This window comes from Exiguobacterium antarcticum DSM 14480, from assembly GCF_000685865.1.
Classification (GTDB): domain Bacteria; phylum Bacillota; class Bacilli; order Exiguobacteriales; family Exiguobacteriaceae; genus Exiguobacterium_A; species Exiguobacterium_A antarcticum.
Genome location: NZ_JMKS01000003.1, coordinates 1377584 through 1397707 on the forward strand (window position 1 = coordinate 1377584; position 20124 = coordinate 1397707).

Genomic DNA, 20124 nt, shown 5'->3' on the forward strand with positions numbered 1-20124 from the left:
TAAAGTTTCCTTGGTATCATGAACAACATCTGAAATCTTAGGAGGTTAATCATGAATAATGGCCAGCCCGATTTTAACTCTGATTTTGCTTTACAATATGATTCATTTATTCGTTTAGCAGTTCCTGCCTATGATCAATTATTTTCGATGTCTGATTCTTTTTTTTATCAACCGAAAAAAACGTCTCCAAATCTCCTGGTTGTTGGAGCCGGAGGAGGAGCTGAGTTACTTTACTTTAGTCAAACCCACCCTAGCTGGTTTCTTACAGGAGTGGACCCTTCCGACCAAATGATGAAGATTGCTTCGCATAAAATACGGCAGGTAGGTACAGAGAACCGTGTCAAACTGCATCAAGGGTTTGTTCATGAATTGCCAACTGATAGTAAATTTGATATGGCTACCTGCATCCTAGTTCTCCAATTCCTGCCGGATGATAATGCTAAACTCAACTTGTTAAAGAGCGTGGCTGAACGGCTGGAACATGGGGCTCCCTTTATTCTTGTGAGTATATTTGGAGATAAAGAATCTGCTGAATTCCACAAAAATTTTGCTGCCTGAAAAGAGCGTTTTCGAAGTAACGGGGTGGACCCCGAGAAGAGTGAGGACGTACAAAGAATTCTTAAAATGCCCCTCATTCCAGAAGAAAGGATATTAGAATTACTGGATGAGGCGGGGTTCCAGAGCATTGTCAAATTCTACTCTGCATACCAAATTGGCGGCTGGGCAGCTGAGTTAAAATAATGCCTCTCTTAAAGTATGTACTATGTATAGAATTAAACTAGAATAACGAAAGAAATAATTGCGTCCATTTTCCACCTCACACCATTGTATATCTATATTTTTCTTCTTCCTCTCTGATTCCAATTCACAGGCTATTAAAATCGGTGTTAGGCACCAAAAAAGAGCACCAAAAGCTATCGTATAGTTTTTGGTGCTTCTTCGTTATAACTATATTTAAGGTGGAGAAAGGGCCATCCTCAAAAGTCGTCTTTTCTGACTTTTGGAACTCACTATTTATTGTCATGGAAATTTTTTGAGCAACCGCATTTACTTATGGTACGGTTCATTCCGATTAATCCTGTACGCCCGGTAAATCTGCTCACACAAAATCATTTTCATCAATTGATGCGGGAACGTCATCTTCGAGAAGGAAATTGTATCGTTCGCCCGTTGCATGACTTCCGGCGCCAGACCGAGCGATCCGCCGATGACAAACGCGATTTTACTTTTGCCGTACGTCGCCAGACGATCAAGTTCTGTCGCAAACTGTTCACTCGTCCGTTGCTTTCCTTCGATAGCAAGTGCATAGACATGAACATCCGGTCCAATCTTCGCTAAAATCCGTTCGCCCTCTTTTTTCTTCACTTGTTGCATCTCGGCATCACTCAATTGTTCCGGTGCTTTTTCGTCCGGCACCTCGATTTCTTGAATCGAACAATAGGCGCCGAGACGTTTTGTATATTCGGCAATTCCTTGCTTCAAGTACTTCTCTTTTAGCTTTCCGACCGTGATAATGGTAATTTGCATCATTTTTCTCGCTTTCTGACAGAAAATTCAGGAGTTATCCACAGAGTTATCCACATGTCCACATGTTGATAATTATTTTTTGCTTGACACAAGATATGTCGCAGGCTGGTCACAGTACTCACAGGTCATGTTTTTCTCTGCCGATACCTCTTCCAAAATCGGGTATTGTTCCGTTTCATCGACTACTTCGTCAAGTGCTAACTCGACGTGTTCCAAACAGACATATTTATCCACAGGTCTTCTCCTCCTTTTAAGTTATCCACATTTATCCGCTACCAGTATAACAAAAATTGACTTCTCCGGTCGGAAAAAGTTATCCACACCTCTTCTTTGGAGTTACTTCCTTGATCGGCTCCCCCTTCACCACCAATCCCTTCATCGTGTCCGCTGCACGCGACTCCTACAGGAAAAAGCGCGGCTCGTCCGCGCTGTCAGAGGAAAACGAGACCCGGGCATCGACGCCGACAGGCAAGCAGCCCGCGACTTGTTCCTCGCCTGAGGAAAGCGCATGTCAGCAAGATACGATGAGAACCAGAGACACTATCTTTTCTGTGCACAAAAAAACTACCCGTACGTATACGAGTAGTCGATCTGAATCTGTTATTGTACTGTCGCCGCTTGCGCCGACAGTTTGACATCAAGTGTCTGTTTCTCGCCGCCACGGTAGAACGTCACCTTGACGTTATCGCCGACTTTCGCATCCCGGTACAGGACACTTTTTAGATCGGCAAACGAGTTGATGTCCTTGCCGTTGATCTCGACGATGACATCATTTTCTTTCATTCCTGCTTTTTCCGCTCCGCTGTTGCCGGTCAAACCGACGACGACGATTCCGCGTGTGACGTCATTTGGTAACTTCAGACGATCTTCCCGGAAACCGCTCGGAAACTCTTGGACATCCCGAATCTGAATGCCGAGTTGCGGACGAATCACTTCACCGTTTTGTTCAAGGTCACGCATGATCGGCAAGGCTTCGTTGATCGGAATCGCAAAACCGACGCCTTCGACACTTGCTTCGGCGATCTTCATCGAGTTGATCCCGATCAATTGACCGGACGTATTGATGAGTGCTCCGCCTGAGTTACCCGGGTTGATTGCCGCATCCGTCTGGATGACTTCCGTATTGAAGTCCTGCTGACCGTCTTTGTTCGTATCAACCGGCACCGTCCGTTCCTGGGCACTGATGACACCACGCGTCACCGAGTTCGCAAAAATCCCGAGCGGGTTCCCGATTGCAAGGACCGTCTCCCCGGCACGTAACGTATCCGAATCACCGAGTTTGACGACTTGCGTCACTTTTGAGGCATCGATCGAGAGGACTGCTAAATCATACGTCGGATCTTCTCCGAGCACTTTTGCTTCAAGCGCTGTCCCGTCGGATAACGTGACCGACAAACGGCTTGCCCCTTCGACGACGTGATAGTTCGTGACGACATATGCTTTATTGCCGTCTTTTTTATAGATGACCCCGGACCCGGCACCGGTCTCTTGATCGGCACCTTGGAACGAACTTTGTAAATTCGTCACGCTGACGACCGCTTCCTTCGTCTGACTGACGGCACTGACGATATCATTTTCCGATTCCGTCGCACTCGTCGCCGCTTGTTCCGGCATCGCGGTCGAGACCGGTGCACTTGTCATCTCGTCGCGGACGAACGGCCAGGCGATCAAGGCAATCAACAAGGCACCGATGATACCGCCGATCAAGCCGACAAAAAAGGCTTTCCCGCCGCCACGGCGTTTTGGTACGGGTGGTTCTTCTTCATATGATTCACGATAAGGACTGACCGGCTCGTCTTCACTTGGTCGTCGCGGCGGAAAGCCGTTTGTCTCATCGGTCGATGCGTAAGGCTGATCCGATTCGTTCCGTGGTTCTTCTGGTCGATCCATCGACACACGCCTCCTTCTAACTCTCTTTACACAAGTATACCCCCATCACGTGACGAGTTAGCCAAATGTGGGGGTCTTTTGAGCATATTCAGTAATTTCCCATAATCAGAGCTTCAAGAGCGGCGTCGGAATGACCGGATCCGTATCGAGCAACTGGATCTTGCTGAGATCGACGTCTCGGCTCGTAAGTGTCTGCGAGACACTCATGCGGGCCAGCTCCTTCATGTTGTTGTCCTTGCTCAAGTGGGCCATGTGGATCCGTTTTGTCCGATCATCCAAAACTTCGCTCATCGCGATCGCCGCATCCTCATTCGAGACGTGACCGTAGTCACCGAGGATCCGCCGTTTGACGCTCCACGGGTAATGTCCCATCTGGAGCATCCCGATATCGTGGTTCGCTTCGAAGATATAGGCATCAGCACCGCGGATGACCCCTTTCATCCGGTCCGACACGTAGCCGGTATCTGTGATGTGGGCGAGGCGTTTCCCGTCGTGGGCAAACTGGAAGAACATCGGATCGGCCGCATCATGACTGACGTTAAACGATTCGACTTCGATGTCACCAAACTGTTTCACTTCGCCGACTTCCCAGAGGAACTTGAGGGCGGGATCAATCTTCCCGATCTTCGTCTCCATCGCTGCCCATGTCTTTTCGTTCGCATACAGCGGAATCTTATATTTACGTGCTAAAATCCCGACGCCTTTGATATGGTCCGAGTGTTCATGGGTGACGAACAACCCGTCGATTTTTTCCGGCGACCGGTGAATCTGATCAAACAGGGCGATCATCGCTTTACCAGTCAATCCGGCATCGACGAGCAGGCGCGTCTGTTCACTTTCGATGTAGAGGGCATTCCCCGTCGAGCCACTGGCAAGGACGCTATAGTGTAGGCTCATCGTGCATTCCTCATTTCTCTGAAACGGTATCAAGCCGTTCGATGGTCTGAACTCCGCCGTCGATCGCATTGACGAAATACAGTTCTTCTCCATTCAGTTCAATCTGCCACGTCGGCGGTAAAATCTGGACCGACGTCGTTCCTTCTGTCACGAGACAAAAGTAGCCAAGCTGCTGGCTCGTCATTCGTTTTGAGGCTCGGAACAATCCCTGCTCTGACAGTTGAATGATGGATTCACTGGCCGACAACAACGTGACATCTTGTGCCTGACGGACGACCTTGTTTAAGTGACGTTGTTTATAGCTGACGATTTCCTTTTGTTCGTTTAACTGAAGGACGAGCAACGACGGACCAATCATCGCATCGTCTTCACGCGATTGTTGTGGCGTCGAATAGAGCGGTTGTTCTTTATACGTCTGGACAAACGTCATCTCATTATGTTTGCTGTCATACTTCCAAAACGTATAATCCGTACCATATGCGACGGAAGACCGGACAAATGATGTCGCGGAATCACGCATCGCTTTGGCTTCGAGCGGATACGATTTCGTCAAACGGACCGACCATTCAATTTGGTTTTTGACCGATATAATCGCATCTTCAATCGAAGAACCCGCTTTTGGGGCGAGCGAACTGGCATCGACTTCTGCCGTCAAATATCCAATCTCTTTTGAGACGGATTGTAGTTTTTTCTCATCAATTTTTCGTTCCTTCAATACGGTTTTCCCATCCGCATTGGTCGTGACAACTCGGGGATCGACCATTCGATCCATCAATTGAACGGCAAGATAGACGTTCAGGATCAGAAAAGTCAGAATCAGTAATGTTTTTGCTTTACTCCAATCCATGAAACCTTATCCCTCTTTTCCGATAGCTTGATTGACCGTGGTCCATTTCCCGTTCCGTTTGATGAACCAAGCCGGTTCAAACAAGGCGTAGCGGCTTGTTGAAATCTTGTAGGTCATCTTGTATCCCATCCGAATGCCCGATATCTCATCCAGCACATCTGCTGCCTGCAGTTGTTGTTGGACTTGTTCGACGGATGGCAAACTGGATTCCCGAAGCAACAGCTTCCGGTCTGCCCGGAGCATGCTCCGACTGAGCGAACGGATTTGATTTTCCTCGAACGTCACCTTGATTGTCGCTAAATCAAAATCCGGTTGCTCAAGCAACGGTCCGGCTTCGCCAAACACCGGATACCGATTCAGATACAGACGGAACGTCGCTGCCTGTTCTTCATCCGTTTTCGACATCTGATCGAAGTAATAGCGGAAACCGCTACGTTGCGTCAACTGATCAAGCCAGCCGCCGTGAATATTGATGTAACTGACGATCGTACTGTAATCGACGGAAGACGTCTGGGTATTCGGTGATAACGTATTGAATCGAAACGCGTTGTAATCCCGGTCGTACGTCGAGACGCTGACTCCGTCCGTCAAGACGTCGAGGTCATCCCGACTCTTGATTTGTTGGACGTTCGAATTTTCCGTAAAGAAGGCACTTTCGATCCGACTGAGTGGTTTCGGATCCTGCGCGATATCATCGTAGACGAATACTTCTTCGAGCTTAGGTGTCGTACTTGGGACATACGTATAGTCGCCACCTTTCAGCTCGACTTTCGTCATCGTTTTTTTCTTATCGTAGGCAAACAGTCGTTTTAAGACCGTCTCGTCACCAATCAATTTAAAGTCCTTGAACCGTCCTGTCGTTGACTCGAGCCGCAGAATCGGACCCTCATAGTCCAGTAGATACAACCGTTTGATTGGTTCTGACATCGCAATCTGGTCTTCTCCGAGCAATTCCTCCAGCATCTTTGCACTGATCGGAGTCGGGAAAATCATCTCGACACTTCGTTTGCTCGCCGGGATGTTCGAGGCCTTATCCGTCAAGACTAAAACACCAACATCAAAGGAAGCCCCGATCCGGTTCAAGATCGTCCGGCCGATGATTTGTGTCTGATAAGCGGTTTCACCGTTCGAGTAGACGACGAGCTCCGGATTGACGAGCTGATTCCCTTCGACCGTCTTCGAGGCATCGATCTCATTAAACGACACCTGTTCCTGTTCGATCGATTCACTGCTCGGATGATACGTCCACAGCATGGCTGTCTGAACTATCGAGCCACTGACAAGCAAAATCAAGAGGACGGTTTTCAGTCGCTGTTTCGTCATCCGATATCCACCTCTTCGATCACCTCATACGGTAACGTAAAGTAAATCGTCGTACCGCGTCCCCACTCGCTTTCTGCCCAGATGTCGCCACCGTGCGCCGAGACGACGTCTTTGGCGATCGAAAGACCCAGTCCGGTTCCACCAATCTTTCGTGCCCGGGCTTTATCGACCCGGTAAAAACGTTCGAAAATCTTTTGTAGGTTGGCTTTTGGAATCCCGACCCCTTCATCCTTGATGCTGATGACGATTCGTTTCGCCCGCAACATCGTCCGGACGGTAATCGTTCCGCCTTCCGGTGAATACTTGATTGCATTCGTCAAGATATTATCCGCGACCTGAATCAATTTATCTTGATCGCCTCGAATGTAGACTCTCCGTTTCATGATCTTCCGGCGGAAACGAATCCGTTCCGGTTTCGTCATATCATGCCGGTCGAGAATCTCATTTAAGAATTGAATGTAGTCAAAGCGGACTTTGTTCATCTTGTATTCCTTACTGTCCATTTTCGACAGTTGGAGCAAGTCGGTGACAAGACGAATCATCCGTTCTGTCTCGTTTTGGGTCGTCTCCAGGAAACGTGGGGCCAGTTCCTCATCTTGATAGGCCCCTTCTGCTAACGCTTCGAGGTAACTGCGCATCGTCGTCAGCGGTGTCCGGAGTTCATGACTGACGTTCGCCACGAATTCCCGGCGATCCTGTTCGACTTGTTCTTGTTCCGTGACATCATGCAGGACGATGATCATCCCGGTAATCGGTCCACTGTGTTTTTTGACCGGAGAGAAAAAGGCCCGGACGAGAAACAGTTCGTCTTCGCTACTGAAATCAAGTAAACGAGGGGGCATCGTTCCGTCTTCCGGAATCATGAAGTCGTCTCCTAGCGCAAGCAAATCCTTCAGATTCGTCCCGACGATTCCCGCGTCATCCACTCCGACGATATCTTTCGCCTGATCGTTCATCAAGATGACCCGTAACGTCCGGTCGGTCGCGATCACACCGTCCGTCATGTTTTCGAGGACACTCGTCAACTTCCGCCGCTCGGCTTCCGTCGTCGCATTGGCTTCGAGCAACTCATCCGTCAATTCATTAAAGGACCGCGCGAGCTGTCCAATCTCATCATCCGAATAGACTTTGACCTTACGCGAGAAATTCCCGCGCCGCATTTCGATGGCCTGACGCCGCATATCGGAAATCGGACGAGTGATCGTCCGCGATAACAGGACACCGAGGATCGAGGTGATGACAAGTGCGATCACTGTCCCCGTCGCTAAGATCCGTGTGACTTGTTGCATCTGAGCATAAATCGACTCCATCGAAGCCCGGACATAAATCATCCCTGTCGTCGCACCGGTCCGTTCCGATGTGACAGGTACTGCAAAGATCCGAATCTTATCTTCCGTCCCCGGATCAAGCACCGTATCGACACGTGAGGAACTGGTCGCTTGGGCTTTTTTGATCAGTGAATTCGTCGCCCGTTGTCCGACGGCCGACTGATTGTCTTCATCAGATGTCGCTTGAATGATCGAGTCCTGATCGATGATCTGGACCTCGAGAATATCGTTTCTTGAAGTGGAGCCACTACTAAACTCAGACAGCAGTTGTCCAAGAGATTCAGACAACTGCCGTTTTGAGGCTTCATCATCGCCTGTCTTATCAAATTCCTTCCCGACGTTGTACGCAACAAGTCCGGCCCGGTCTTCGACAGATTTTGAGAAGTTCGTAATGTACTGCTTTTCAAGAGAACGAACGAAGTAAACACCAATGACTTGCATCGCGACTAAAATCAACAACGCATAAATGACGACAAGCTTCCACTGGATCGATTTAAAAAAGTTCGTTCCTTTTAACATCGTTATTCATTCTCCCCGTCTTGGAGATAGTAGCCGACACCACGGCGGGTCATGATATAGATCGGTGTACTTGGGTTATCCTCGACTTTTTCACGCAGACGGCGCACCGTCACATCGACCGTCCGGACATCTCCAAAGTAGTCGTAACCCCAGACCGTCTGTAACAAGTGCTCACGCGTCATGACTTGTCCGATGTTTTTCGCTAAATAATGCAACAACTCGAATTCACGTTGGGTGAGTTCGATTTTTTGATCTTTCCGTGTCACGGTATGAGAATTTGTATCGATATACAGTTCTCCCACTTTTAACGGACCAGGACCGGCGTTCGTAGGAGTTGCCTCTACTGCGTTGACATTTCGTAGATGTGCTTTGACTCGCGCTAATAGTTCACGTGAGCTGAATGGCTTCGTCACATAATCGTTTGCGCCAAGCTCAAGTCCTAAAACCGTATCGATTTCAGAATCCTTTGCCGTCAACATGATGATTGGGACTTTTGATGTCTTCCGGACTTCGCGGCAGACTTCCATTCCGTCCATCAATGGCAACATGATATCGAGTAAGATCAGGTCGGGTTTGAACTCCTCGACTTTCTCTAGTGCTTCGACACCATCATTTGCTACTGCAACACTATAACCTTCTTTTTCTAATTTAAATTTTAATATATCGGCAATCGGCTGCTCGTCGTCGACGACGAGGATTTTACGTTCCGTCACTGGGTGTTCCCCCTTAAAAAATTCTATTCAATCTATTTTACCTGTTTTTGAGGCATATAGAAAGGTGGCGACGGAAACTCCCGACGCCACTCTGCTGACTACATGACCCGTTCACGTCCATCGTTCCACGTGAAACATTACTTTTAGTATACGCTCTTTTGATTCATGTTGTGAATGTTTTCGCTTGATTCCTCATCAAAAAAGAAGCCGATCCAGATTTGATATCTGGATCCGCTCCTCTGAAAAAAATTATGCTTCTTCGTACAGATCACGCAGGACAACCGTCTGTTCTCGTCCTGGTCCGACTGAGAACGTGACGAGTGAAATGTCCGTCAAATCAGCAATTCGTTTTACATAATTTTGGGCATTGAGTGGAAGATCTTCAAACTTCCGAATGTGCGTGATATCTTCTTTCCAGCCTGGTAACTCTTCATAGACCGGGACACATGCTTCAAGATCGCGGAAGCTTGCTGGGTACTCGTCAATCTGTTTGCCTTTAAACTCGTATGACGTACAGATTTTAAGCGTTTCAATCCCTGTCAGGACATCGATTGAGTTCAATGCAAGATCCGTCAAACCACTTGTCCGGCGTGAATGGCGGACGACGACCGAGTCAAACCAACCGACACGACGTGGACGACCTGTCGTCGTACCGTATTCACGGCCGACTTCACGAATGTGGTGACCAATTTCGTCAAACAGTTCCGTTGGGAAAGGACCATCGCCGACACGTGACGTGTAGGCCTTACAGACACCAACGACGTGATCAATCCGAGCTGGTCCGACGCCGACACCTGATGCGACACCGCCCGCTGATGCATTCGATGACGTGACGAATGGATACGTCCCGTGGTCAAGGTCGAGCAGGACACCTTGTGCGCCTTCGAATAATACCTTTTCGCCTTTATCGAGGCTGTCGTTGACGACGACCGATGTGTCACAGACATATTTCGCGAACTCTTGACCGTATGCATAATATTCTTCGAAAATATCATCGAACGCAATCGGTTCAGCGTCGTACATCTTCGTGAACATCCGATTTTTTTGTTCGAGAACAATCTGTAATTTTTCTGCGAATGTTTCTTTGTCGAGTAAATCCGCCATCCGAATTCCGATCCGTGCCGCTTTATCCATGTAGCACGGTCCGATTCCTTTCAGCGTCGTTCCGACTTTCGCATCGCCTTTTGCTTCTTCTTCGAGCTGATCCTGCAGTTGGTGATATGGCAAGATGACATGTGCCCGGTTTGAAATGAGTAAGTTATCTGTTGAAACACCACGATCGTGCAGATACTTCAATTCCTTGACGAGCGATTTCGGGTTGACGACCAAACCGTTCCCGATGACACATTTCTTGTCTGAGTAAAAGATCCCTGAAGGAATCAGGTGTAACTTATACGTCTCATTATTAAATACGATCGTATGTCCTGCGTTGTCTCCACCTTGATAACGTGCAACGACATCGGCTTTTTTCGAAAGAAAATCGGTGATCTTTCCTTTTCCTTCGTCGCCCCACTGTGTTCCGACTACTACTACTGATGACATATTCTCATCCACCTCCACGTACGATTCAAAACCACGACTAAGTGTAACGCGGAAAAAAACAGAAGTCAACCAAATACCGAACAATTAATTGTTACAATTCTTTTTCGTTCGTTTAATTCGCTGTTTTAATTCACTTTTTTCCTTTCTCTTCAAGATATTCAAACATAACGATTCAAAAAACTCCTCTGCCGGAATCGACAGAGGAGTTTTGAACCTGTTCAAGCGGGTGGTGCATAGGAATTACTTGGTTCAAGATCGACGAACTTATTGAATTCTTTCCGGAAAGCGAGTTTGACGGTACCAGTCGGACCATTCCGCTGTTTGGCGATGATGATCTCGATCGTATTCTCATCTTCCGTTTCTTTGTTGTAGTAATCATCGCGGTACAAGAAGGCGACGATATCCGCATCCTGCTCGATCGCTCCGGATTCCCGGATATCGGACATCATCGGTCGTTTATCCTGCCGACTCTCAACACCCCGTGACAGCTGCGATAACGCGATGACCGGGACTTCAAGTTCACGGGCAAGCGACTTCAGGGAACGGGAAATCTCTGAGACTTCCTGTTGGCGATTATCGCTTGAACGACCATTCCCTTGAATCAATTGCAAATAATCGATCATGATCATACCAAGACCATGTTCCTGCTTCAGACGACGGCATTTCGCCCGAATGTCATTGACACGAATTCCTGGTGTATCGTCGATATAGATTCCGGCTTGCGACAAACTGCTCATCGCAAGCGATAACTTACCCCAGTCCTCATCTTCGAGTTGTCCGGTCCGGAGGCGCTGCGCGTCGACATTCCCTTCCGCACACAACATCCGCATGACGAGCTGTTCTGCACCCATCTCGAGACTAAAGATGGCCACATTTTCGTCGGCACGGGTCGCGACGTTTTGGGAGATGTTCAAGGCAAACGCTGTTTTACCGACGGATGGACGGGCCGCGACGATGATCAAATCATTTCGTTGGAATCCGGCCGTCACCTTATCAAGATCACGGAACCCGGTCGGAATCCCGGTCGTTTCGCCACTTTGCTTATGCAATTTATCGATCGTTGCATAGGCACTCGTCAAGACGTCAGAAATCGGAATGAAACTGGCGCTCCCTTTTCCTTGTGACACTTCGAGAATCTTCCGTTCTGCTTCGTTGAGCAAAACGTCGACCTCATTTTGTCGTTCATATCCATCCGTGACGATTTCATTGGCTGTCCGGATCAGGCGGCGGAGTGTCGATTTTTGATCGACGACATTGACGTAATAGTTGATGTTCGCCGCGGTCGGAACACCTTCCGCAAGCTCACCGAGGTACGGGAGTCCACCGACTTCCTCCAAGATGCCAAGCGTACTCAGCTCCGCCGTGACCGTTACTAAGTCAATCGCTTCGCCACGGTCAGATAACACCAGCATCGTTTCAAAAATCCGTTGGTGGGCCGCACGATAAAAATCTTGTGGTAATAATCGTTCGGACGCACTGATCAGTCGATCCGCATCGATCATGATCGCCCCAAGGACGGCTTGTTCCGCCTCAATGCTTTGGGGTGGCGTATTTTGCATTACATCACTCATCACCGGTCCCCTTTTCTACTCACGCTTCTTTGACCTGAACGTTTAACGTTGCTGTGACTTCGTTATGCAATTTGAGTGGTACTTTCGTTACGCCAAGTGTTTTGATCGGGTGCTCGAGTTCGATTTTACGCTTATCGATCTTGTAGCCCATCTGTTTTAGCTCATCGGCGATTTGTTTGCTTGTGACCGATCCGAAGACCCGACCACCTTCACCTGTTTTCGTTGAGACGACGATCGTTTCTTTTTCAATCTTCTCTTTTAACGCTTGTGCGTCTAACAACACCTGTTTCGCTTGTTCTGCCGCTTTTCGCTCATGGGCCTCATGTTGTTTGAGGTTTCCGGTTGTTGCCGGGCGTGCTAATTTCTGTTTGAACAACACGTTGTTCGCATACGCATCGGCGACTTCTTTGACGTCCCCTGTTTTACCTTGACCTTTTACATCTTGCAAGAAAATAACTTTCATTCTGTTTCCTCTCCTTTTGTTTCATCTGCTAAATAATGATCAATCGCTTTTCGTAATTCAATTGCGACGGTCAGAACCGATTCTGTCATCTGAGTCGCAGCATTCGTTAAATGACCGCCGCCACCGAGCGTCTCCATGATCAACTGGACGTTCACTTCACCAAGTGAACGGGCACTGATCGCCGTCCGACCATCCTGTAATTCCGCGATGACGAAAGCGGCTCGGATACCTTGGAGCGATAACAATTGATCCGCCGTTTGAGCGATCAAGACTTGATCATGAATCACACCGGGCTCTGCCGTCGCAATCGCCATCCCGGCCGTATAGACTTCCGTCCGTTCTAAGATATGCGACTGTTCGACATATGTCTCAAGATCCTGGCTGAGAAACTCTTGGACCAAGACCGTATCCGCCCCTTGGGAGCGGAGGTAGGACGCCGCGTCAAACGTCCGCGAACCGGTCCGTAACGTAAACCCTTTTGTATCAACGATGATGCCGGCGAGTAACGCCGTCGCTTCAAGCATCGCCAGTTTTTCGTTCGTCGGTTGGTACTCAATCAATTCCGTGACCAGTTCCGAAGTCGACGACGCGTACGGTTCGAGGTAAACGAGGACTGGCTCTTCGATGAAGTCTTCTCCCCGTCGGTGATGGTCGATGACGACCATCCGTTCAAACCGTTCAAGCAGAGCGGGCACGACGACAAGCGACGGTTTATGTGTATCGACGATGATCAGTAAAGCTTGATCATCAATCAACTGATCGGCCTGGAACGCGTTGACGAAACGGGTCGCAAGTTTTGGTTCTTGACTGATTTCATGCATCATCCGTCGAATACCTTGTCCGATTTCTGCTTCCGGCAAGACGATGTGTGCCTCTTTCTCATTCATTTCAGCCAACTTCAGAATTCCGATCGAGGATCCCAGTGAATCCATATCCGGATTCCGGTGTCCCATGATGAGGATTCGACTCGACTCCTGCATTAAATCACGCAGGGAGTTGGCAATGACCCGCGCGCGGACACGGGTACGTTTTTCCGTTGGATTGGTTTTTCCACCGTAAAAGCGAACTTTGCCATCCCGTTTGATGACGACCTGGTCTCCACCACGTCCTAATGCTAAGTCTAAACTTGATTGAGCCATCAGACCAAGCGCTGGGATTGGATCGCTTCCACACCCGATCCCAATCGACAAGGTCAACTGGACACCGCGTTGGCTCGTCTCTTCACGGACGGTATCGAGGATTGTAAATTTCGATCGTTCCAAGACCCGTAAATTTTCTTCCGTCGTCACGATAAAGTAACGATCGGAAGCCGTCCGCTTGATGTACGTACCATGATCGGCTGCCCAGTGGTTCAACAGTTGCGTGACGCGACTGTTCAACTCACTCCGGAGCTGATCTTCAATCCCTTGTGTCATCTCATCATAGTTATCGAGATAAATGACACCGATGACCGTTTGATTATCGACGAGTTGCTGTTCGACCTGGGCTTCTTCTGTCATATCAAACAGATAAAACGTCCGGTTCTCACTGTTTGAAAACACCCGATAGACGGACTCGCCGATCTCGAGTGTCGCTTGATCTTCATCGACCGCAATCATCTCGACGAACAGAGAATCAAGATCCGTCAAAACCTGTCCCATTGCCAAATCATCAAAAATCTCACGCATCGGATCATTAAACCAGGTGACGCGTGTTTCTTCATCATAAAGTAAAATACCAATTGGCATGTTCGTCAGCGCATCCTGACCGGTGTCTTCCACCTGAATCGATATGCCGGCGACATAACTTTCCCACGACTTACGCCCACGTCGCTCCTCCAGGATATGAAGAGCGAACAGACCCATCGTCAAGACGGCACCGATGGCCGCGATAACGGGGTGATCGACGGCAATGACAAAAAGTAGAGCCACGATTAATAGATACGGAACGAAACGAAAGAATCGCCGTTCTCGTTCGGGTGATACTTGCTGACCTAACCCCATCGCGTCCTCCTTGTATACTGAATATACTCATCTAAAAAATTCGTTAACTTGTATATTATAACCGAAAAGCAGGACAGGTTGAAAGCGAAGCGAAAAAAAGCGCCTTCCCTTCGAAAAGGAAAAGCGCTAGACCGTAATCAGTCAGCTACGTATGGAATTAAAGCCATTTGACGTGAACGTTTGATTGCGATTGTAAGTGGACGTTGGTATTTCGCTGAAGTACCAGTCACACGACGTGGAAGAATCTTACCGCGTTCCGAAATGAAACGTTTAAGAAGTTCTACGTCTTTATAATCGATATGAGTGATGTGGTTCGACGTGAAGTAACATACTTTACGACGACGTTTTCCACCTGGACGACGTGCCATGTGATTAACCTCCTTTTTAGAGTAAATTTTTCAGTCCGACGTTCCCGATTAGAACGGGAGATCGTCGTCTGAAAGATCGATCGAACTGCCGCCGCTGAACGGATCAGCGCCGAAGCCCGAATTCGATGAAGATGAAGCGGGTGCTGGCGAGGAAGAGTTGTTCTGCTGTTGCTGTGAACCCCATCCTGCAGCATTTCCGTTTCCACCTGTATTTGAAGTTGAAGAGTAGCTATCACTATCGGAAGAACGGCTTGCATTGCGTGATTCTAGGAATCGAACACTATCCGCGACGACTTCTGCACGATAACGACGTTGACCATCTTTATCGTCATAGCTACTAATCTGAAGGCGACCCTCAACACCTGCGAGGCTCCCTTTTTTCAAATACTGAGCAACGTTCTCTGCTTGCTTGCGCCATACGACGCAATCGATGAAGTCAGCTTCTCGCTTCCCATCTTGTCCTGTAAACGGACGGTCACAAGCGAGTGTGAATCGCGTTACCGCAATCCCGCTCTGCGTATAACGCATTTCAGGGTCACGAGTTAACCGACCGACTAAAACGACGCGGTTAATCATCAGAATCACTCTCCTGTTTCAGCTTATTTCTCGTCTTTTGTGATCATTAAGCGAACGATATCGTCACTGATCTTCATGAGACGGTCAAGTTCTTTTGTAGCTGCTGGTTCAGCAGTCACGTTAAGAAGAACGTAGAAACCTTCACGCATATCATTGATTTCGTAAGCAAAACGACGTTTACCCATTTCAGTTGTTTTTTCAACTGTACCACCGTTGTCAGTGAGGACTTTGTTGAAACGCTCAACTAGAGCTTTTCGTGCTTCCTCATCAACTTCCGGACGGATGATGTAAAGTACTTCGTATTTACGCATATCTGTCACCTCCTCTTGGACTGGCGGCTCGATTCATCGAGCAAGGAGCAATAATTCATTACTCACATTTGTTAATACTATCAAAGTATTTTGGTTTATGCAATAACGATTCGTTCGCTCCTCTTAAACGTTGAAGCGGAATGTGACAACATCGCCATCTTGGAAGACATATTCTTTTCCTTCAGAACGGTAACGTCCTTGTTCTTTGACCGTCGCCATGTTCCCAGCTGCTGCTAAGTCATCGTATGCGACAACTTCAGCACGAATGAAACCACGTTCGAAGTCAGAGTGGATGACACCCGCACATTGTGGGGCCTTCATGCCTTTTTTGAATGTCCAAGCACGGACTTCTTTTTCACCAGCCGTGAAGTACGTTGCGAGACCCAGCGTGTTATACGCAGCATGAATCAGTTGATCGAGACCTGATTCTTCGATTCCGAGATCAACCAGGAACTCTTGGCGTTCTTCCGGCTCGAGTTCTGCGATTTCTTCTTCAATGCGGGCACAGATGATGATGACCTCTGCGCCTTCTTTTGCCGCAAATTCGCGCACGAGCTGGACGTTTTCGTTGCTGTCCGCATCCGCGACTTCATCTTCGCCGACATTTGCGACGTAAAGCATCGGTTTCATCGTCAGTAACTGGAAGTGTTTGACGATTGCTGCTTGATCTTCGTTTAGTTCAGCGAGACGGGCTGGTTTTTCGTCTTCTAATAGAGCAAGGATGATTTCGAGTGCTTCGAGTTCACCTGCTGCATTTTTATCACGCGACTTGACTTGTTTTTGGACACGTTGGATCCGTTTTTCGACCAATTCGAGATCGGCAAGAATCAACTCGAGATTGATTGTTTCGATGTCATCGATTGGTGAGACTTTTCCTGAGACGTGTGTGATGTTTTCGTCAATGAAACAACGGACGACCTGACAGATTGCATCCACTTCACGGATATTGGCGAGGAATTTATTTCCTAACCCTTCTCCTTTTGATGCACCCTTGACGATTCCGGCGATGTCCGTGAATTCGAATGCCGTCGGGATCGTTTTCTTTGGGTTGACGAGTTCTGTTAATTTACGCAAGCGTGCGTCTGGTACTTCGACGACACCGACGTTTGGATCGATCGTTGCGAACGGATAGTTCGCCGCCTCGACACCTGCTTGTGTAATTGCATTAAAAAGTGTTGATTTTCCTACGTTTGGTAAGCCAACGATTCCGGCTGTTAATCCCACTTGGAATTCCTCCTTTTCGGTATTTCCTAGGAAATCCGTGCTAGCGGCCGCAGTGGGTAGAATGATTACACCACGTCAGCACATCTTTCACAATTATAGATAGTTCAATTTTTTTAAGCAAGGAGATGCGAATTCTTTTTTAAAGACATGGCTGTTTGATGTACGTTTTTCTGTAATTCGAAGCAAGCCATCGGTTTTTTTATACGTGTGGATCCAACGAAAAGCCCCTGACGACATGCTTCATCGTCAAGGGCTTGATCCGAATTCATTCTGGTAAGACTTTTTTTAAACGTTTATCAAAGTCACGGCGTGGCATCAGGATGCTTGCGCCACACCCTTGACACTTGATCCGGATGTCCATTCCGACCCGAATGATCTGCCAGCGGTTTGTGCCGCATGGATGTTGTTTTTTCATTTCGACATAATCATGAAGATTGTACGTTTTTGGCATCATCGGCTTGACCACCATTCCCTTGTTCTGTATTCATCATGACCATCCGTGGATATGGAATCTTGATTCCTTCCACTTCGAGTCCTTGCTTCAGTTCTTTCCGGATTAAGCGTCCTGCCTGGAAGTGCTGCATCGGTGGGACCTCCGCCATCAGCCGGTAGACGACTTCAGAAGGACCAAGCGTCTGAACACCCAGCATTTCAATCGGTTCGACGAACATGTCTTCATATTTTTTAGTCGTCGTATCGGCAATTTGGTGCAAGACCCGTTCGACGCGTTCCAAATCTTCTTCATACGACACTTGGACATCGACCAAAGCGAAACTGTTATCGACCGAAAAGTTCGTCACTTGTAAGATTTGACCATTCGGAATGATATGAATTTCTCCATTCAATCCCTTCAACTTCGTTGTTCGAATCCCAAGTTCTGTGACGACCCCTTCGATCAGACCGACACGAACAAAATCTCCGACCTTGAACTGACGCTCAAAGATGATGAAGGCTCCCGTAATGATGTCCTGGACTAAGTTTTTGGCACCAAATGAAATCGCCAGACCCGCGATACCGGCACTTGCGACCAGTCCCGTGATATTGATTCCAAACTGACTGAGCACGGTCAACAACATGACGATTCCTAAGACATAACGAATGGCATTTTGGAGTAATTTCAACAACGTTTCATTTTGTCGTTGCGCCAAATAGTCGTGTTCATTAATCTTTCGAATCGTAAATAACCTCGACACCGCCCCTGTCAAAACACGTGTCAATATATAAAACCCGGCGATGATGATCAGGGCGATCAACAATTTGAGTCCAAAACGAATCCACATGTCTGCGTCCATTACTTGCTCCAGAATTCGATCGACCTGGGCGACTGAATTTTGTACATCTTGATTGGTAGCCATTCTCTCCATCCTTTCAGTTCTCTCTATTACGACAGTATACGTGATTTTAAATGACTTTCAACTAAAGAACCGATTTTGACGTTAGATTTCCTTAAAAACCGGGAAAGGAAAATCATTACAGAACGCCTTCACTCTCACCATGACACCAGGACGCTGACACCAGGAGAAGAAAGGATGATCTAGATGAACTTCCGTTTCCATTCCCACGAAAAAAAGCCCTATTCCTTCTTTCTAGAATATACAGAACCATTCGCGAAAGAACGACTTGCCGAACAATTACATGAACAGGTCAGTGCACTAAAAGAAAATCGACCTGTCGTTCTCGTCTGCATCGGTTCCGATCGTTCGACAGGAGATTCACTTGGACCACTCGTCGGTACATTTTTAGAAAAAAATCGTCCGGCAAACATGCATGTTTACGGGACGTTAGCAAAGCCTGTCCATGCTTTGAATTTGGCTGAGACGATCCACTCGATTCAAACGACCCATTATCGTCCACTCGTCATCGCCATCGATGCTTGCCTCGGTCGCTTATCGAGTGTCGGTCATGTCTTTTTCTCCGAAGGACCACTTGCGCCTGGCGCTGGTGTCCAAAAAGAACTTCCGGCTGTCGGTGATTTTAATATCAAAGCCGTCGTCAACGTCAGTGGGTTCATGGAAATGATGATTCTCCAAAATACACGTCTTCACCTGGTCTATGAGCTAGCAGAACTCGTCGCCGACAGTTTTGCATTACTCGATACGAAGTTGGTCGCTGAGACGACACGTACGACGATTTCCTTCACACCACGCTCGATCTAATCGATGCGCCTCCCCATTTGGTCATCCTGATACAACAAAAGGATCCATTCCGAAAAACAGCGGAGTGGATCCTTTTTAACAGTCAGTCGTCTTCCGGCAAGAGGAGCTCGAGAATCCGATTCAGATCCTCTTCATCCGTAAAATCGATTTCGAGTTTCCCGGCCTGTTTCGTCGTTTTGATCCGGACGGTCGCACCGATTCGTTCCCGTAAAGTTTCTTCGATAAAATCAAGTTCGGTCGATCTTCTCGTCGCAGGACGGACTTGTTTTTTTTCCCGTAATTCTTGTTCAAGACGCCGGACGTTCCAATTTTCATGCATGACGCGTTCTGCCATCCGTTCAATTTTCAGTGGGTTTTTTAAAGACAATAAGGCACGGGCATGCCCCATCGACAACCGTTCTTCCATCACCGCTTGCTGGACGTTGACCGGTAACTGCAACAACCGGAGACTGTTTGTGATATGAGAACGGCTTTTCCCGACACGTGCGGCGAGTTCGGCTTGCGTCACGTTAAATTCCTCTAACATCTCGGCATAGGCCATCGCTTCTTCGATTGCGCTCAAGTCGGCTCGTTGAATGTTTTCGATCAAAGCCAGTTCCATGACACGGGTCTCATTCGCTTCAATGATCAACACGGGGACACGTGTAAAACCCGCCTGTTTCGCCGCTTGATACCGCCGTTCACCGGCAACGATTTCATAAAACCCTTCGCGTGGACGGACGACAATCGGTTGGATCATCCCATGCCGTTTTAAGGAATTCGCCAATTCCTCTAATGCTTTTTCATGAAACTGTTTCCGAGGTTGTCCCGGATTGGGGCGAATCGCTCCAATGGGTATTTCATTCATGCTAATCTCTCCTAAACGTAGCGGAAGGCACGACCGCTGT

Annotated in this window: 21 protein-coding genes; 2 read left to right on the top strand and 19 right to left on the bottom strand. The window is 48.0% G+C overall.

Going from position 1 to position 20124, the window contains the following annotated elements; translation table 11 throughout:
- The first annotated feature begins 51 nt into the window (after positions 1–51).
- Positions 52–558, top strand: a complete 507-nt coding sequence (locus P404_RS17445; RefSeq protein ID WP_051590473.1) for a class I SAM-dependent methyltransferase — start codon at positions 52–54, stop codon at positions 556–558.
- Positions 559–1047: 489 nt separating this feature from the next.
- On the opposite strand, the gene rlmH is transcribed toward P404_RS17445, so the two are convergent.
- The 18 genes from rlmH to P404_RS0107990 form a co-directional block, all read right to left on the bottom strand.
- Positions 1048–1527: a 23S rRNA (pseudouridine(1915)-N(3))-methyltransferase RlmH gene (gene rlmH, locus P404_RS0107905; protein ID WP_012371884.1), complete on the bottom strand. Its 480-nt coding sequence runs from the start codon at positions 1525–1527 to the stop codon at positions 1048–1050.
- A gap of 72 nt (positions 1528–1599) precedes the next feature.
- A complete protein-coding gene (locus tag P404_RS18215; RefSeq protein ID WP_014971724.1) occupies positions 1600–1761 on the bottom strand; it encodes a CxxH/CxxC protein in 162 nt (53 codons plus the stop codon).
- Positions 1762–2127: 366 nt separating this feature from the next.
- Positions 2128–3417, bottom strand: coding sequence for a S1C family serine protease (locus tag P404_RS0107915; protein ID WP_026830484.1), 1290 nt, complete (start codon positions 3415–3417; stop codon positions 2128–2130).
- 105 nt (positions 3418–3522) lie between these two features.
- A complete protein-coding gene (locus P404_RS0107920) occupies positions 3523–4314 on the bottom strand; it encodes an MBL fold metallo-hydrolase (RefSeq protein WP_026830485.1) in 792 nt (263 codons plus the stop codon).
- Positions 4315–4324: 10 nt separating this feature from the next.
- Complete coding sequence (locus P404_RS0107925; protein WP_014971727.1) at positions 4325–5161, bottom strand: two-component system regulatory protein YycI; 837 nt, start codon at positions 5159–5161, stop codon at positions 4325–4327.
- 6 nt (positions 5162–5167) lie between these two features.
- Complete coding sequence (locus tag P404_RS0107930) at positions 5168–6484, bottom strand: YycH family regulatory protein (RefSeq protein ID WP_014971728.1); 1317 nt, start codon at positions 6482–6484, stop codon at positions 5168–5170.
- On the bottom strand, positions 6481–8331 hold the full coding sequence (gene walK, locus P404_RS0107935) for a cell wall metabolism sensor histidine kinase WalK (RefSeq protein ID WP_014971729.1): 1851 nt from the start codon (positions 8329–8331) through the stop codon (positions 6481–6483). The genes P404_RS0107930 and walK overlap by 4 nt, the downstream gene beginning before the upstream one ends.
- A 2-nt stretch (positions 8332–8333) precedes the next feature.
- Positions 8334–9044, bottom strand: coding sequence for a response regulator YycF (gene yycF, locus P404_RS0107940; protein WP_014971730.1), 711 nt, complete (start codon positions 9042–9044; stop codon positions 8334–8336).
- A 249-nt stretch (positions 9045–9293) separates the two neighbouring features.
- The gene (locus P404_RS0107945) at positions 9294–10586 is read right to left on the bottom strand and encodes an adenylosuccinate synthase (protein WP_014971731.1); all 1293 of its coding nucleotides are present in this window, start codon (positions 10584–10586) and stop codon (positions 9294–9296) included.
- Positions 10587–10804: 218 nt separating this feature from the next.
- Complete coding sequence (gene dnaB, locus P404_RS0107950) at positions 10805–12157, bottom strand: replicative DNA helicase (protein ID WP_026830486.1); 1353 nt, start codon at positions 12155–12157, stop codon at positions 10805–10807.
- A 19-nt stretch (positions 12158–12176) separates the two neighbouring features.
- A complete protein-coding gene (gene rplI, locus P404_RS0107955) occupies positions 12177–12620 on the bottom strand; it encodes a 50S ribosomal protein L9 (protein WP_014971733.1) in 444 nt (147 codons plus the stop codon).
- Positions 12617–14602, bottom strand: a complete 1986-nt coding sequence (locus tag P404_RS0107960) for a DHH family phosphoesterase (protein ID WP_014971734.1) — start codon at positions 14600–14602, stop codon at positions 12617–12619. The genes rplI and P404_RS0107960 overlap by 4 nt, the downstream gene beginning before the upstream one ends.
- A gap of 137 nt (positions 14603–14739) precedes the next feature.
- Entirely contained in the window at positions 14740–14970 is a 231-nt protein-coding gene (gene rpsR, locus P404_RS0107965; protein WP_012371896.1) for a 30S ribosomal protein S18, read from the bottom strand.
- 48 nt (positions 14971–15018) lie between these two features.
- Positions 15019–15546: a single-stranded DNA-binding protein gene (locus P404_RS0107970; RefSeq protein ID WP_014971735.1), complete on the bottom strand. Its 528-nt coding sequence runs from the start codon at positions 15544–15546 to the stop codon at positions 15019–15021.
- Between the two features lie 23 nt (positions 15547–15569).
- Complete coding sequence (gene rpsF / locus P404_RS0107975; RefSeq protein WP_012371898.1) at positions 15570–15857, bottom strand: 30S ribosomal protein S6; 288 nt, start codon at positions 15855–15857, stop codon at positions 15570–15572.
- 123 nt (positions 15858–15980) lie between these two features.
- Positions 15981–17081 (bottom strand): redox-regulated ATPase YchF, encoded by a 1101-nt coding sequence (gene ychF / locus P404_RS0107980; protein WP_014971736.1) that lies wholly within the window; start codon positions 17079–17081, stop codon positions 15981–15983.
- Between the two features lie 265 nt (positions 17082–17346).
- Positions 17347–17535 (bottom strand): DUF951 domain-containing protein, encoded by a 189-nt coding sequence (locus tag P404_RS0107985; protein ID WP_012371900.1) that lies wholly within the window; start codon positions 17533–17535, stop codon positions 17347–17349.
- On the bottom strand, positions 17507–18436 hold the full coding sequence (locus P404_RS0107990) for a mechanosensitive ion channel family protein (RefSeq protein WP_014971739.1): 930 nt from the start codon (positions 18434–18436) through the stop codon (positions 17507–17509). The genes P404_RS0107985 and P404_RS0107990 overlap by 29 nt, the downstream gene beginning before the upstream one ends.
- Before the next feature lie 183 nt (positions 18437–18619).
- Here P404_RS0107990 and yyaC point away from each other — a divergent pair, with 183 nt between their 5' ends.
- Positions 18620–19237 carry a spore protease YyaC gene (gene yyaC, locus P404_RS0107995; RefSeq protein WP_026830487.1) on the top strand — a complete coding sequence of 206 codons (618 nt, stop codon included), beginning with the start codon at positions 18620–18622 and terminating at the stop codon, positions 19235–19237.
- An 82-nt stretch (positions 19238–19319) separates the two neighbouring features.
- On the opposite strand, the gene P404_RS0108000 is transcribed toward yyaC, so the two are convergent.
- On the bottom strand, positions 19320–20084 hold the full coding sequence (locus tag P404_RS0108000; RefSeq protein ID WP_014971741.1) for a ParB/RepB/Spo0J family partition protein: 765 nt from the start codon (positions 20082–20084) through the stop codon (positions 19320–19322).
- Between the last annotated feature and the right edge of the window lie 40 nt (positions 20085–20124).